We start from the raw sequence: 13,721 nt of genomic DNA, 5'->3' as shown, positions 1-13,721 counted from the left end.
TTCGCATCTTTTCGCAGGATAGCCGCTTTGACGGCGGGCCGCAATGCGGAGTGCAGGAGGCCTGGGGCTGCGCAAGCCCCGGCCCTTTGCCGCATCGCCGCGCTTGCCCAGCCCGTGATGCTGGGCAGCAGGCCCCAAAGGAAGGGAACCTGCCGTGTGTCCGTGCAGGAGCGCCTAGCCCAGCGCCCGCACCAGGCAGACCAGGCCCGCCACGGCGATGACGCAGAGCAGCACCTTGCGGAAGGCCTGCTGGGAGATGTGCTTGACCACGGGGAAGGCGATGCAGGTACCCAGGATGACGCCGGGCGCACCGTACATGGCGCAGGTGAGCACCGTGGGCGTGTAGAAACCGGCCATGCCCTGCAGCACCAGGGTCACGGTGGCGCGCAGCACGAAGAAGACGCCCAGCGTGCCCAGCAGCACGCGCGGTTCCCAGCCCATGCACAGGCCGTAGGCCCCCACGGGCGGGCCGTCGAAGGCGATGGCCGTGCCCAGCAGGCCGGAGCCGAAACCGGCCACGGCGCCCAGCGCCCGGGGATGGGCGATGGTACCGCGGGCGCGGAAGGTCTTCTGCCAGTAGACGTAATAGAGCAGGAGCAGGCCCACGGCGCCTTGCAGCACGGGGCCGGAACAGATCTGGAGGATGTAGAGCCCGGCAAAGGACCCGGGCACCGAGGCCAGCAGCATGGGCCACAGGGCGCTGACGCGGCAGAAGCGGAAATGCAGGCTGGCCAGACAGATGTCCATGACCATGTTGACGATGCAGGTCAGGGCGATGGCTTCGTGCACCGGCAGGAGCATGGCCAGGAAGGGAAAGGCCACCATGGCGCCGCCGATGCCGCTGACGCCGGACACGAAACCGCCCGCGATCCAGGCGAGGAACACACAGATCTCTGTCATCCCGGGCATACGCCCCTCCTGCGGCCACGGCCGCCCATCAGTGGATGAAATCAAACTTCAGCCGCTTGCCGCTCCGCCAGCGGACAGCCGGTGGCGTGCCGACAGCGCACGGGCGAGGCCATCCTCCATCCGTACGGTGATGACCGCTCCCGCCAGGGACCTGCCGTGGAGCGTTTCCCCGTCCATCCGCAGCAAGACGGCCTGTGCCGCCGGGCCTGCGCCACATGGGACTTCCCGCTCCACAGGGGGCGGCACGAGCGTGCGGCAGCCTGCCGCACCATGCGGCATCGCTCCCCGCGAGGCTGGCCTTGCCTGCGGGGCCTTTCGCGCCACGGCTCCTCCCCTGCCCGCCCCTGCACGCCTGCAGCACGGGCCGCGCAGTCCATGCTTAGGGAGGGAGCGGCCTTTTGGCAACAGGGGAAAGAGGAAAAAAGCATGAAAAAAGGGAGCCTGTCCGGTGGACAGGCTCCCCGCGTATTCGCCCTGATGGCGGCAGTCGCCAGGTCAGGACGGCGTCGTCAGGCTAGGCATCCAGAGCTTCCAGCAGCACTTCGCGGTTGGCGTTGTAGCCAAGGCTGAAGCGTTTGCCGTACTTGTCCAGAAAATCCCTGGCAGCCACAAAGGGCACACCGTCGATGTCGATGCAGATGTATTCTTCCTCGTCGGGCTCGTCCATGCCCAGGCCCAGGATGAACTTGGCATGGCAGCCACCGCCGTGCTTGTATTCACGCAGGCGCACGCGCACACCGTCGTCCTCGTCTTCCAGCATCTCGCGCAGGCGGGCCAGCATGGCATCATCAACAGTCACGGTGAACATGGTCTTTTCTCCTCAGGGGTTGGGGGTGAACGGGCAGGACCGCGGCAGCACGCGCTCCACGGCCCGGGACAGCAGGCATGGAGTATGGTGCAGACGAACGGCGGTCATGGCCGGAGCTCCCTCCCCGGGAGATTAGGCCTGGTTGGCGGTCAGGACCACTTCCTTGTTCTCGCCGTAGCTCAGCGTGAAGGCCGTCCCGTACTTTTCCAGAAAATCCTTCTCCGCGGCGAAAGGAACGCCGTCGATGTCGATCTGCTCGTCTTCGTCTTCGTCAAATTCGTCCATGCCCAGACCGAGCACGATCTTGGCATGTCAGCCACCGCCGACCTTGTATTCGCGCAGGCGCACACAAGTACCTTCATCCTCGTCTTCCAGCATGCCGCGGAGCTTTTCCAGCATGCTCTCGTCAACAGTAACAGTGAACATTGTTTTCTCCATCAAGGGTTATACGATGACAGGGACAAGACCGTGGCGGGCAAAGCGCTCTTCCGCGGCCTTGAGACCCTCAGGGGTGTATTGCTGCACATCGGGGTAGGGCTTGCCCAGGGCGGCGTACTTGCTCTTGCCGAAGGCATGGCAGGGCATGATCTCCACCTGCCTGCGGCCGAAACGCCCCAAAAAGGCCGCCATGGCCGCCAGGTTCTCGTCGGAATCGTTGAGGCCCGGCATCAGGGGCATGCGCACGCGCACTTCGGTGGAGGAAGCGAGCGCGGCCTCCAGGTTGCGCAGGATGAGGGCATTGTCCTGCCCGGTGAGCTTTTTGTGCTGTTCCGGGTCCATGTGCTTGCAGTCGAACAGGAAAAGGTCGGCCAGGCCGATGGTCTTGTCGAAGCGGTCCTCGGGGCAGAAGCCACAGGTATCCACGGTGACGTGCAGGCCCTCGTCATGGGCGGTCTGCACCAGATCGAGGAAGAACTGCCCGCCCGACGTGGGCTCGCCACCGCCAAAGGTCACGCCGCCGCCGGAGTTCTCGTAGAAGAGCCAGTCCTTGCGGACCACTTCCATGACGTCTTCCACGGTCATGATACGGCCGGACATGACGCGCGCCTTGCTGGGACAGACCTCGGTACAGGCGCCGCAATGGGTGCATCTTTCCGTATCGCGGCCCATCTTGCCGCCCTCCAGCGGCACCACGGCGCCGCTGGGACAGACCCGCATACAGGCGCCGCAGCCCACGCAAAGATTGTCGAACAGCAGCATCTGCGGCGTGAACTGCTGCGATTCGGGATTGCTGCACCACAGGCAGCGCAGAGGACAGCCTTTCAGAAAGACCGTGGTCCGCAGGCCGGGACCGTCCTGAACGGACATCCTCTGGATATTGTAGATCATTCCCTGGCTCATGGCGTCCTCCCCCGTTCTTACAACCGGAGGGACCGCGCCCTTGCGGACGCGGTCCCCAGGCCGGAGGTTATATAAGGATTGGCTGTTGGTTAGGAAGCGTACTCGGTACGCTTGACGATCTCGTTCTGCACGCCCTTGTCCAGACGGGTGAAGTAGGCGCTGAAGCCGGCCACGCGGACCACCAGGTCGGTGTAGTCCTGCGGGTTCTTCTGGGCGTCACGCAGGGTGTCGGAGCTCACGCAGTTGAACTGGATGTGAGAGCCGCCGAAGTCGCAGTAGGTCTTGATGAGCGAGATCAGCGTGCGGGCACCGTTGGGACCTTCCAGAGCGGAGGGCACGAACTTGACGTTGAAGTGGTTGGCGCCGTAGCGCACGGTGTCGATGGCTTCGGCGCCGGACTTGATGAGGGCGGTGATGCCTTCATGGTCGGTGCCGGGCATGGCGGACACGCTGCCGTCGGTCAGGGCCACACCGGCCTTGCGGCCCGTGGGCAGGGCGCCCATGAGGGAGCCGAAGTAGTTGTGGTAGGACAGCGAGTAGGCGTCCAGGGGCGTACGGTGGCCGAAGCAGTCCGGGCCCACGGAGTGGTGGATCTCGTCCACGTCACGGTAGTACTGCTGCACGAAGCCTTCCACTTCGGGGTAGTCGTTGCCGTGCTTGGGGGCTTCGAAGCACATCTTGCGGATGTCCTCATAGCCTTCGAAGTTGGCCTTGATGGCTTCCATCAGCTGGGCCATGGTGATCTTCTTGGTGTCGAACACCAGGTGCTTGATGGCCAGCAGGGAGTTGGCGGCGTCGACGCCGGCGGTCATGATGGGGTTGACCTGGGGATAACGGGTGCCGCCGGCTTCTTCGCACATGCCCTTTTCGATGCAGCCGTCGTACATGACCGAGCGGAAGATGCTGGGCACCACCTGCAGGCGGGCCATCTGGCTCAGGTCGGAGTGCTTGCGGGAGATGCCGAAGATGTGGCGCAGCTGCTTCTTGTAGGCGTCGTACACTTCGTCGAAGCTCTGGAACTCGGTCGGGTCGCCGGTCTCGATGCCCAGCTGCTTCTTGGTCAGCGGGTCCTTGCCGTTGTAGAGCATCAGTTCCACGATCTTGGCCAGGCAGGGCTGGTCTTCCTGGGTGATGAAGCTGCCCTTGCCGCAGATGCCGGTGGACACGCAGCCGTAGTTGCCGCAGTTGCGGGCGTCTTCCAGGGTGATGCCGCCTTCGTACTGGGAGAAGCGGGCCAGGTTGCGCTGGATGACCACGTTGTTGTTGAGGATCTGGGGCTGGCCGGAACCGCCGCGGATGCATTCCACCACCTTCTGCATGTAGGATTCCTTCAGCTTGGGATGGTAGAGCAGGGTCAGCGTGGGCTGGATGTTCTTCATCTGGATCTGGGTCTCCAGCAGCAGTTCTTCCAGCTCGGTGCTGGCGTCGTTGCCGTTGGCGTCCACGCCGCCGATGGTGATGCTCTGGCCGGTGTGGCCGGACAGGGTCATGGCGTAGGAGCCGCCCTGGTATTCGGCCAGCTCAAGATGCTTGATCCACTGGAACTTCAGCAGGGTCAGCACCTGTTCGCGGGTCAGATTGCCCTCTTCGATGTCCTTCTTGTAGAAGGGGTACATGTACTGACCGTAGCGGCCCGGGGAGCAGGCGCAGGCCATCTGTTCCACTTCGATGGCCAGGTGGATGAACCAGAAGGACTGGATGGCTTCACGGAAGTTGCGGGCCGGGAATTCGGGCACGCGGCGGCAGATCTCGGCGATCTCCAGCAGTTCGGCCTTGGCCTTGGGATCGGTCTCGGTCTCGGCGGTCTTCTCGGCCAGATCGGCGTAACGGTGGGAGTGGGCGATGACGGCTTCCGTGGCCACGATCATGGCGCGGTACAGGTCATGCTTTTCCTTGTTGGCCAGGGTGGTGGGGCATTCCAGCAGACGCTTCTTGATGTCGTCGATGACCCAGCGCAGGCCCTTGTTCAGAGCCAGGGGGTAGTCGGCGATACCGGAGCCGCTGGCCACGCTGACGTTGTCATAGTACACGCCGGCCTTGGAGTACGGAGCGGGGTTGAAGCCGTACTTGTCCTTGAACATCTTGTTGTTCAGGTCGATGCAGGTGCGGCCCTTCCACTTCTTGTAGGTCTTTTCCAGCAGCTCGGTGGTCTCCTGGGGGATCTTCATCTCGCCCAGAGAGGCCATCTTGGCCATCTGCATCTCTTCCTTGATCCAGGCCACGTTCCATTCAGGATAGGCGTACACGCCGGCGCGGGTACCGGTCAGGGTGCCCACGATGGGGTTGCCGTCCAGGAAGATCTTTTTCTTGGTCAGCACGCGTTCCAGCAGCTTGGCGCGGATGTAGAAAACGGGTTCGCCCTGGAACTCCTCATACACCTCGTTCAGGAACTGCAGCCGCTCGGGGTCCATAACCTGAGGGGCGTTCATGAGATAGGCCTTGAGGTCTTTCACGCGGGCTTCGGCGGTGTCCCAGTTGATGGCGTAACCCTGGGCGCCCTTGGCGGCGTTGTCTTCGAACTGATGTACGGTCATGACGATCTCCTGAAAGGCGATGTTGTTTGCATGTCGGGGCAGGGACGCGCAGGGCGCGCTCCGTGCCGCTATCCAGTTTAAAGCATAGGCTGTGCCAAAATGGACAAATTGCTGTTTTTTATATTTAACTATTTGTTTTTATTAAAATAAATAAACATCTTGACCGGAAAGAAAAAATAAAGAAATTTTAATGAAAATCAAAAAAACTTTCTCTTTATAAAAGTCCCTTATCCAGGGGGAAACGCATGTTCAACAGCCGCCAGTTCTACAACGTCAACCGGGCCTCGGTACTGACGCCGCAGGTCCGGGCCATCTGGGACAATATGTGCATCGGTGTGGCCGTGGTCGATGCCGACGGCATCTGCGAATACATGAACCCCATCCAGCGCCGTGCCGACGGTTTCACCCGCATCCCCGTGGAAGGGCAGCACATCACCAGCCTCTACGTCCCCCACGAGCGGGAGGTCATCCCCACCATGGAATGCCTCCAGACCGGCAAGCCCCTGCTCAAAAAAGCCTACTGGTACGCCACCTCCACCAACTTCCTGATCAGCACGGTGGCGGACTTCTTCCCCCTGTTCGACCACGGGCGCAAGGACGGCGTCATCGTCTTCGCCATCTGGACGGGCAACACCGCCCACTTTTCGGAGTCGCGCCGCCCCCTCAAGCCCTGCAACGCGGACGCGCCCTACAACTACTATACTTTCTCCAGCATCGTGGGCCGGGACGAAGCCCTGCAGGAATGCATCCATGAAGCCCGCTCCGCGGCCACCAGCTCCTCGCCGGTCATGATCTGGGGCGAGAGCGGCACCGGCAAGGAACTGTTCGCCCAGGCCATCCACTCGGCCAGCAGCCGCGCCGGGCATCCGTTCATCCCGGTCAACTGCGCCGCCATCCCGGAAAACCTGCTGGAAGGCATCCTGTTCGGTACCGTCAAGGGCGCCTACACCGACGCCCCGGACAAGCCCGGCCTGTTCGAAAAGGCCAACTGCGGCACCCTGCTCTTCGACGAACTCAACTCCATGTCCCTGGGCCTGCAGGCCAAGCTGCTGCGCGTCATCCAGGAAAAGCGCGTGCGCCGTCTGGGCTCCCATACGGAGATCCCCATCAACGTGCGCATCATCAGCATCCTCAACGAGCATCCCCTGCGGGCCGTGGACCAGGGCCTGCTGCGCCGCGACCTTTTCTACCGTCTGGCCGTGGTGGGCATCGCCGTACCGCCCCTGCGCAAGCGCCAGAACGACATCCCCCTGCTGGTCCGGCACATCATCAACCGCTCGGAACTGGCCATGAAAACCGCCGGCGTCACCCTGGACGACGAGGTCATGGGCATCTTCCGCCGTTACCCCTGGCCCGGCAACATCCGCGAACTGGCCCACGTCATCGAAGGCAGCCTGGCCCTGCTGGACGGCAGCGACATCATCACCGTCCACAACCTGCCGCGCCACTTCCGCGAGGCCTGCAACCTCCAGCCCGCCGATGACGACCTGCGCCCGCCCCTGCCGAACATGATGCGCGCGGAGCCCCAGATGCCGGTCTCCGCGGCCACGACGCCGGACTACTTCGACTACCGCGGCATCCGGCGCGGCGACAGCGTCTCCATCAAGACCTGCCTGCACGAATACGAATCCAGCTGCATCCGCAACGTACTGCGCGTGACCGGCGGCAACGTGGCCAAGGCTGCCCGGATCATGGAGCTGACCCCGGCGGGCCTGCACTACCGCATGAAGGTCCTGCACATCGAAAACGAAGACTGAGCCTGCTCTCCGGTATACCGGCAAACGATGAAAACGGCCGGCGGACACATGTCCGCCGGCCGTTCCGCATACATGCCCTGGAAAGAGACCTACAGGAAGGCGCGCACCAGGCAGACCGCCCCGGCCACGCCGATGATGACCAGCAGGACCTTGCGGAAGGTCTCCTGCGGGATGCGCTTGGCCACAGGGAAGGCCAGCAGCGTGCCCAGGATGACACCGGGCGCCCCGTACAGGGCATAGCCCAGGACTTCCGGCGTGTAGAAGCCGGCCGTGGCCTGCAGGATCACGGTGAGGGAACCGCGGATCACGAAAAAGACGCCCAGCGTGCCCAGGAAGACGCGCGGCTCCCAGCCCATGCACAGGCCATAGGCGCCGATGGGCGGGCCGTCGAAGGAGATGGCCGTGCCCAGCAGCCCGGCCCCGAAGCCCGCCGCGGCACCCAGCATCTGCGGGTGGGACACAGGCCCCTGTGCGGCGCGGTAGGTCATCTGCCAGTACACATAGTAAAGCAGCAGCAGGCCCACGGCCCCCTGCAGGACGGCGCCGGAACAGATCTGCAGGATATAGAGCCCGGCGAAGGACCCGGGCACGGACCCCGCCAGCATGGGCCAAAGGGAAGAAAGCCGGCAATGGCGAAAATGCATGCCGGCCAGACAGCCGTCCATGACCACGTTGATGATGCACGTCAGCGCGATGAGCTGGTGGACGGGGATGACCAGCGCCAGCAGGGGAAAGGCCACCATGGCCCCGCCGATGCCGCTCACGCCGGAGACGAAACCGCCCAGGATCCAGGCGAAGAAAACAAAAAGGTCCGTAGCTTCGGGCATAACCTTCCCTCCTGTGGACGCTGCCCCGCCGCCGGTCTTCCCGGGGCCGCGGCGTCCCGCATGATCTGGATTGCTGCTCCTGCATAGGGGCCCCATGCCGTTTTGGCAAGGGGCGCCGGGAGCCCGATAAAAAAGCCGCCCCGGGGGGCAGGGCGGCTTCCATGAAAGGCGGTCCGGCGAACGGACAGCCAGTGTCCGGCTCCCCTTGCGGGGAGCCGCCGGAGGTTACTTCTTGAAGAAGACCGCGATGTCCTTGCGGCCCAGCACGTTCTCACGGACCTTTTCTTCAGGCAGGGAGATCCAGTGCTTCTTGTTGGAGAAGTAGAAGATGAAGCCCAGCACGACCCACACGGCCAAGCAGATGAAGGGGGCGGTACCGATGCGGGCGGGGGAACCGGGCACCAGCAGGAGCAGGATGCACATGACGGCGGTGATGGTACCCACGGCGCAGCAGAACAGCTTGAGGCCCTTCTTGTCCACGCCTTCGCTGCCCATGATCACGCGGCGGGCGGCCAGGCAGGTGAACAGGTAGCCGATACCGGTACCCACGGAGCTCATGTCCACGGTCCAGGCCACGGCGGAGCGGCCGGCGAAGGGAGTCAGCAGCACGACGATGATGGTGAACAGGATGGCCTTGTAGGGGGTGCGGTACTTGGGATGGATCTCACCGAACCAGGCGGGCAGGATGCCGCTGCGGGACATGCTGAGCAGCAGGCGGCTGGTGGCGATGAAGAAGCCGTTGGTACCGGTGCACACGGCGCCGAACACGGCCACGGCCAGCACGATGGAGCCGAACTTGCCGAAGGCCATGGTGGCCACTTCACCGGTGCCCCAGGCGGCGCCGCCGGTGGCGCGCTGGGCGTCGAGCTTGGCCAGCAGTTCAGGATACGGCACGGCCATGCCCACGGAGAGCATCACCATGGCGTACAGGAGCACGCCGCAGAAGATGGCGACGACCATGATGTTGCGGGCACGGGAAGGATCGAAGGCGAATTCTTCAGCAGCCTGGAGCACGGTATCGAAGCCCGCGAACAGGAAGGGAGAGATGGCGAAGACCAGCAGCACGCAGGCCAGCATGCTGCGCTTGTCGGAGAAGGCGGGGCTCAGGTTGGCCACGCTGGCGGTATCCAGGGTCAGCACGCCGCCGAACAGGGCCAGGGTGCCGAAGGTCAGCATGAAGGTCAGGATCAGCTGCAGGGCGCCGGCAAAGCCGATACCGCGATAGTTGATGTAACCGAAGAAGAGGGTACCGGCCGTCATCAATATGACTTCACCGGAATACACGGTCCATCCGGCGATGGAATAGAGCTCTCCGAACTCGAACACACCGGGGAAGAGGAAGCGGAAAATGACCGAAAGGGCTGCGATGTCGATAGCAACAACGGCAAGATAGGCGATCACCAGCGCCCAGCCGCAAACAAAAGCGGCGCGGGGGCCAAAACCGATATACGCATAAGCAAAAGCACCGCCGGCAACAGGGGCGTATTTGACCATGTAGCTGAGGCATACAGCAACGAAGCTGATCAGGCAGGCACCTACAAAGAAACCAAGCAGGGTACCCACAGGACCGGCCTGGGGCAGGAACATATCACCGGGCAGCACAAAGCAACCCCAACCGACAATGGAGCCCAAAGCCAGTGCGCACACCTGCAACGGCGAGAGGGACTTTTCCAACTTGACCTGTTCCGACATACCATTTTCTCCGTTATGAATTTGATACCGCTGCGGATCGCTTGTTATGGCTGCCATACATGCACATGAAGCCTGGTCGTTGCACCCTTTGGCGAACTCCCGGGCGAAAACTATAGTCCCTCCCTACACAGCAATAAGCGTGCCATATGTGAAAAACTTCCCTATGTCGGACAATATCCCGTTTTCTCACGAAAAAAGGAATAATAACCATTATTTTAATTTAAAAAATGATAAGTAAAATAAAAAAATTTTAATTTTTATATCAAAATTTATATTATATTCTGTAAAAAAAGACCTGCTTGTGATTATTTGGCTAACCGTACCCTCCTGAAGCTCCTTCAGTGGGCCACCCCCTCCAGCACCTTGATTTATCTGCCTTATGCAGCCCATCCCTGCAGACAGACCCGCGACAGCGGCATCGGTCACCGGCCATGAATGCCCTGAGCCAAGGGCTCCCGGCCCGCAGATAAAGGCAAAACAACCTTACGCAGCCAATATAATTGAAGATCGTTAAAATCCCCCTGATGCGGCATGGAAATTGCTGCCCTCAGGCTAGCTTGTGTCTGACGGCACAGCCTTGTGACCCACATCACCGGCCTGCTCATGCGGACTGGCGAACGTCCTTACAGATGGAGTTGACGTACCATGAGCATCTCAGCGAGCCCCGGGCGGCTCTCCTGCGGCTCTTCCCTGCTGGCCGGCGGCCCTTTGTGCATCATCCTCGGCGCCCTGTGCTTCAGCACCACCGGCACCGTGCAGGCCCTGGCCCCGGATGGCAGCCATCCTCTGGGCATCGGGGCCCTGCGCATGCAGATCGGGGCGCTGGCCCTCTGGGCCTGGTGCGCCTGCCGGCATTCCCTGCCCGCGGGGCTGCGGCACTGGCAGTTGCGCTGGCTCATCCCCGCCACGCTGGGCCTGCTGGGCTTCCAGGTCTTTTTCTTCTGGGGCGTCCAGCAGGCGGGCGTCGCCGTGGGCACGGTGACGGCCATCGGCTTCTCTCCCGTCATGGCCGCCATCCTGGCCCGCATCATCCTGGGCGAACGCCCTGCCCGCATCTGGTACCCGGCCACGGGCCTGGCCCTGGCCGGGCTCGTGCTGCTCAATCTGGGCAGCAGCCAGGACACCAGCACGGCCGCCCTGCTCCTGCCCCTGCTGGCGGGGGCCTGCTACGGCGCCTACTTCGTCTTCAGCAAGCCTCTGGGCCGGACCCACGCGCCGGAGCACATCATGCTCCTGCTCTGCGCGGGCAGCGGGCTCCTGCTGCTGCCCGTCCATTTCTGCACGCCGCCGCTCTGGCTGCTGCACCCCCAAGGGATGGGGATGGCCCTGTATCTGGGCGTCGTGACCGCCGCCCTGGCCTTCAGCCTTACCCTGGCCGGGCTGCGCCGCACCCCCACGGCCATGGCCGCCACGCTGGCCCTGGTGGAGCCGCTGGGCGCCGCCTGCTGGGGCATCTTTTTGCTGCATGAGCCTGTCGGCGGGCAGGAGCTGGCCGGTATGGGCCTGCTTTTCGGCGGTGTGGCCCTGCTGGCTCTGGGCAAGAAAACGGAGAACACGCCCCCGACGGAGGAACATGCCTCCTCCCGGCCCCTGAGCGGGGAAGGTGCCCCCCAGCACTGATAGACAGGCAAGATCCCGGAGACTGTCGGCTGCAGACGACAGCTCCCAAGGGTCCGGGAAGGATGTTCTCCGTGTCCTCCCGGGCCCTTGTTTTTTACCGGCCTCCGTACCGGCCGCCTGGCTCCGAAACACCAACGGGCCGCCCCTTTCGAGACGGCCCGTTTCGTTATCCGCGGGGCACAGCGGCCCCACAGACGCAAAAAGCCCCTGACGCTCTCGCATCAGGGGCTTGCATGCAATGGTGGGTCGTGCGGGGGTCGAACCTGCGACTCTCTGCTTAAAAGGCAGATACTCTACCTACTGAGTTAACGACCCGTTGAGACGTTTCAGATATACAAATCCCCACATGAAGTCAAGGATTATTTTCCACAAATCCTTTTTTCCGGCCGTTCCATGCCACAACGGCATGGCTTTGTCCCCCCTCATCGTACGGGGCACCGCCACAGCCGGACACCCTAACGTCTTTCGCCGGGGCTAGGCGTTCTTCTTTTCCTGCTTGGCCCAGGAATCGCGCAGGCCCACGGTGCGGTTGAAGACCGGGCGCTCGTCGGTGCTGTCCTTGTCCTTGCAGAAGTAGCCCACGCGCTCGAACTGCACCTTGGCGCCCACTTCCTTGGCAGCCAGGGCCGGTTCCAGCATGGCGGTCACTTCGCGCAGGGAGTCGGGATTGATGGCATCCAGGAAGGTCTGGCCTTCGGGCATGGCATTGGGGTTCTCGGCCGAGAACAGATGCTCGTACAGGCGCACGGTGGCGGGCACGGCATGGCGCGCGGAGACCCAGTGGATGGTGCCCTTGACCTTGCGGCCGTCGGGGCTCTGGCCGCCGCGGCTCTCGGGATCGTAGGTGCAGCGCAGTTCCACCAGATTGCCGGCATCGTCGTACACGGCTTCGCGGCAGGTGATGAAATAGGCGTAACGCAAACGCACTTCCGCGCCGGGCGCCAGGCGGTGATACTTCTTGGGCGGATCCTGACGGAAGTCGTCGCGCTCGATCCACAGTTCACGCGAGAAGGGCACGGTGCGGCTGCCGTAGGCGGCATCTTCGGGATGCCAGGGCATCTCGAATTCTTCCACCTGGTCTTCGGGGTAGTTCTCGATGACCACCTTCACGGGATCCAGCACGGCCATGGCGCGCGGGGTGTGGGCGTTGAGGTATTCGCGGATGCAGAATTCCAGCACGGCGTAATCCACCATGGAGTCGGAGCGGGCGATGCCGATGCGGCTGCAGAACTCGCGCAGGGCCTCCGGCGGCACGCCGCGGCGGCGCAGGCCGCTCAGGGTGGGCATGCGCGGGTCGTCCCAGCCCTTGACGTAGCCTTCCTTCACCAGCTGGATGAGCTTGCGCTTGGACAGCACCGTGTGGGTGAGGTTGAGGCGCGCGAACTCGATCTGCTGGGGATGGTACACTTCCAGGGCGTCCAGCACCCAGTCATAGAGCTCGCGGTTGTTCTCGAACTCCAGCGTACAGATGGAGTGGGTGATGCCTTCCAGCGAGTCCGACAGGCAGTGGGTGAAGTCGTACATGGGATAGATGCACCACTTGTTGCCCGTGCGGTGATGTTCGGCATGGCGGATGCGGTACAGGGTGGGGTCGCGCATGACCAGATTGGGCGAGGCCATGTCGATCTTGGCGCGCAGCACATGCTCGCCGTCGGCGAATTCCCCGGCGCGCATGCGGCGGAACAGGTCCAGGTTCTCTTCCACGCTGCGGTTGCGGCAGGGGCTCTCCTTGCCGGGACGGGTCAGGGTGCCGCGGTACTCGCGGATCTCGTCGGCGCTCAGGTCGTCCACATAGGCCTTGCCCTTGAGGATGAGCTGCTCGGCGTATTCGTAGAGCTTGTCGAAATAGTTGGACGCATAGAATTCGCGGTCGTCCCATTCACCGCCCAGCCACTTCACGTCCTCGCGGATGGAATCCACGTATTCGGTGTCTTCCTTGACGGGGTTGGTGTCGTCGAAGCGCAGGTTGCACATGCCGCCGAACTCGCGCGCCACGCCGAAGTTCAGGCAGATGGACTTGGCATGGCCCAGATGCAGGTAACCGTTGGGTTCCGGAGGAAAGCGCGTGTGCACCTGACCCCCGAAACGACCCGACGCGTTGTCGTCCATGATGCGGGCGCGGATGAAGTCCACACCGGCTTTGGGATTGTCGTTGCTTTCCGCGGCAGCGGCCACGGTCTCGGCCTTGTTTTCGCTCATGGCGTTGTTCCTCCGTAAGATATTGAACGCAGTA

At 63.0% G+C, this 13,721-nt stretch carries 10 protein-coding genes and 1 tRNA gene; 2 read left to right on the top strand and 9 right to left on the bottom strand.

Going from position 1 to position 13,721, the window contains the following annotated elements:
• Positions 1–174: 174 nt before the first annotated feature.
• The 5 genes from Q4I12_RS05675 to Q4I12_RS05655 all read right to left on the bottom strand — a co-directional run bounded on the left by Q4I12_RS05675 (position 175) and on the right by Q4I12_RS05655 (position 5,592).
• Entirely contained in the window at positions 175–909 is a 735-nt protein-coding gene (locus tag Q4I12_RS05675) for a sulfite exporter TauE/SafE family protein (RefSeq protein WP_204625923.1), read from the bottom strand.
• Between the two features lie 514 nt (positions 910–1,423).
• The gene (locus Q4I12_RS05670) at positions 1,424–1,717 is read right to left on the bottom strand and encodes an ErpA-related iron-sulfur cluster insertion protein (RefSeq protein WP_302260961.1); all 294 of its coding nucleotides are present in this window, start codon (positions 1,715–1,717) and stop codon (positions 1,424–1,426) included.
• 132 nt (positions 1,718–1,849) lie between these two features.
• Complete coding sequence (locus Q4I12_RS13955; RefSeq protein WP_204675142.1) at positions 1,850–2,143, bottom strand: ErpA-related iron-sulfur cluster insertion protein; 294 nt, start codon at positions 2,141–2,143, stop codon at positions 1,850–1,852.
• 18 nt (positions 2,144–2,161) lie between these two features.
• Entirely contained in the window at positions 2,162–3,058 is an 897-nt protein-coding gene (locus Q4I12_RS05660) for a glycyl-radical enzyme activating protein (protein WP_301966925.1), read from the bottom strand.
• An 89-nt stretch (positions 3,059–3,147) separates the two neighbouring features.
• A complete protein-coding gene (locus Q4I12_RS05655) occupies positions 3,148–5,592 on the bottom strand; it encodes a glycyl radical protein (RefSeq protein ID WP_302260957.1) in 2,445 nt (814 codons plus the stop codon).
• A gap of 245 nt (positions 5,593–5,837) precedes the next feature.
• Between Q4I12_RS05655 and Q4I12_RS05650 the strand changes: the two genes are divergently transcribed.
• On the top strand, positions 5,838–7,349 hold the full coding sequence (locus Q4I12_RS05650) for a sigma-54 interaction domain-containing protein (protein ID WP_204625919.1): 1,512 nt from the start codon (positions 5,838–5,840) through the stop codon (positions 7,347–7,349).
• Between the two features lie 89 nt (positions 7,350–7,438).
• Here the strand turns inward: Q4I12_RS05650 and Q4I12_RS05645 are convergent, their stop codons facing one another.
• Together Q4I12_RS05645 and Q4I12_RS05640 are read right to left on the bottom strand one after the other, a co-directional pair.
• Positions 7,439–8,176, bottom strand: coding sequence for a sulfite exporter TauE/SafE family protein (locus tag Q4I12_RS05645; RefSeq protein WP_302260955.1), 738 nt, complete (start codon positions 8,174–8,176; stop codon positions 7,439–7,441).
• 225 nt (positions 8,177–8,401) lie between these two features.
• Entirely contained in the window at positions 8,402–9,868 is a 1,467-nt protein-coding gene (locus Q4I12_RS05640; protein WP_297139514.1) for an APC family permease, read from the bottom strand.
• Positions 9,869–10,513: 645 nt separating this feature from the next.
• Here Q4I12_RS05640 and Q4I12_RS05635 point away from each other — a divergent pair.
• Positions 10,514–11,488, top strand: a complete 975-nt coding sequence (locus Q4I12_RS05635; RefSeq protein WP_300706423.1) for a DMT family transporter — start codon at positions 10,514–10,516, stop codon at positions 11,486–11,488.
• Between the two features lie 239 nt (positions 11,489–11,727).
• Here Q4I12_RS05635 and Q4I12_RS05630 read toward each other — a convergent pair.
• Together Q4I12_RS05630 and Q4I12_RS05625 are read right to left on the bottom strand one after the other, a co-directional pair.
• Positions 11,728–11,803: transfer RNA gene (locus Q4I12_RS05630), tRNA-Lys, on the bottom strand.
• Between the two features lie 159 nt (positions 11,804–11,962).
• On the bottom strand, positions 11,963–13,687 hold the full coding sequence (locus tag Q4I12_RS05625; protein ID WP_006007487.1) for a glutamine--tRNA ligase/YqeY domain fusion protein: 1,725 nt from the start codon (positions 13,685–13,687) through the stop codon (positions 11,963–11,965).
• Between the last annotated feature and the right edge of the window lie 34 nt (positions 13,688–13,721).

Source organism: Desulfovibrio piger, assembly GCF_951793255.1.
Taxonomy (GTDB): domain Bacteria; phylum Desulfobacterota; class Desulfovibrionia; order Desulfovibrionales; family Desulfovibrionaceae; genus Desulfovibrio.
This window is presented reverse-complemented; position numbering and strand designations above follow the sequence as displayed.

Coding starts and splice junctions, on each gene's coding strand:
- Q4I12_RS05640 (WP_297139514.1), bottom strand. CDS start 9,868: ATGTCGGAACAGGTCAAGTTGGAAAAGTCCCTCTCGCCGTTGCAGGTG.
- Q4I12_RS05675 (WP_204625923.1), bottom strand. CDS start 909: ATGCCCGGGATGACAGAGATCTGTGTGTTCCTCGCCTGGATCGCGGGC.
- Q4I12_RS05670 (WP_302260961.1), bottom strand. CDS start 1,717: ATGTTCACCGTGACTGTTGATGATGCCATGCTGGCCCGCCTGCGCGAG.
- Q4I12_RS05645 (WP_302260955.1), bottom strand. CDS start 8,176: ATGCCCGAAGCTACGGACCTTTTTGTTTTCTTCGCCTGGATCCTGGGC.
- Q4I12_RS05635 (WP_300706423.1), top strand. CDS start 10,514: ATGAGCATCTCAGCGAGCCCCGGGCGGCTCTCCTGCGGCTCTTCCCTG.
- Q4I12_RS05625 (WP_006007487.1), bottom strand. CDS start 13,687: ATGAGCGAAAACAAGGCCGAGACCGTGGCCGCTGCCGCGGAAAGCAAC.
- Q4I12_RS05660 (WP_301966925.1), bottom strand. CDS start 3,058: ATGAGCCAGGGAATGATCTACAATATCCAGAGGATGTCCGTTCAGGAC.
- Q4I12_RS05650 (WP_204625919.1), top strand. CDS start 5,838: ATGTTCAACAGCCGCCAGTTCTACAACGTCAACCGGGCCTCGGTACTG.
- Q4I12_RS05655 (WP_302260957.1), bottom strand. CDS start 5,592: ATGACCGTACATCAGTTCGAAGACAACGCCGCCAAGGGCGCCCAGGGT.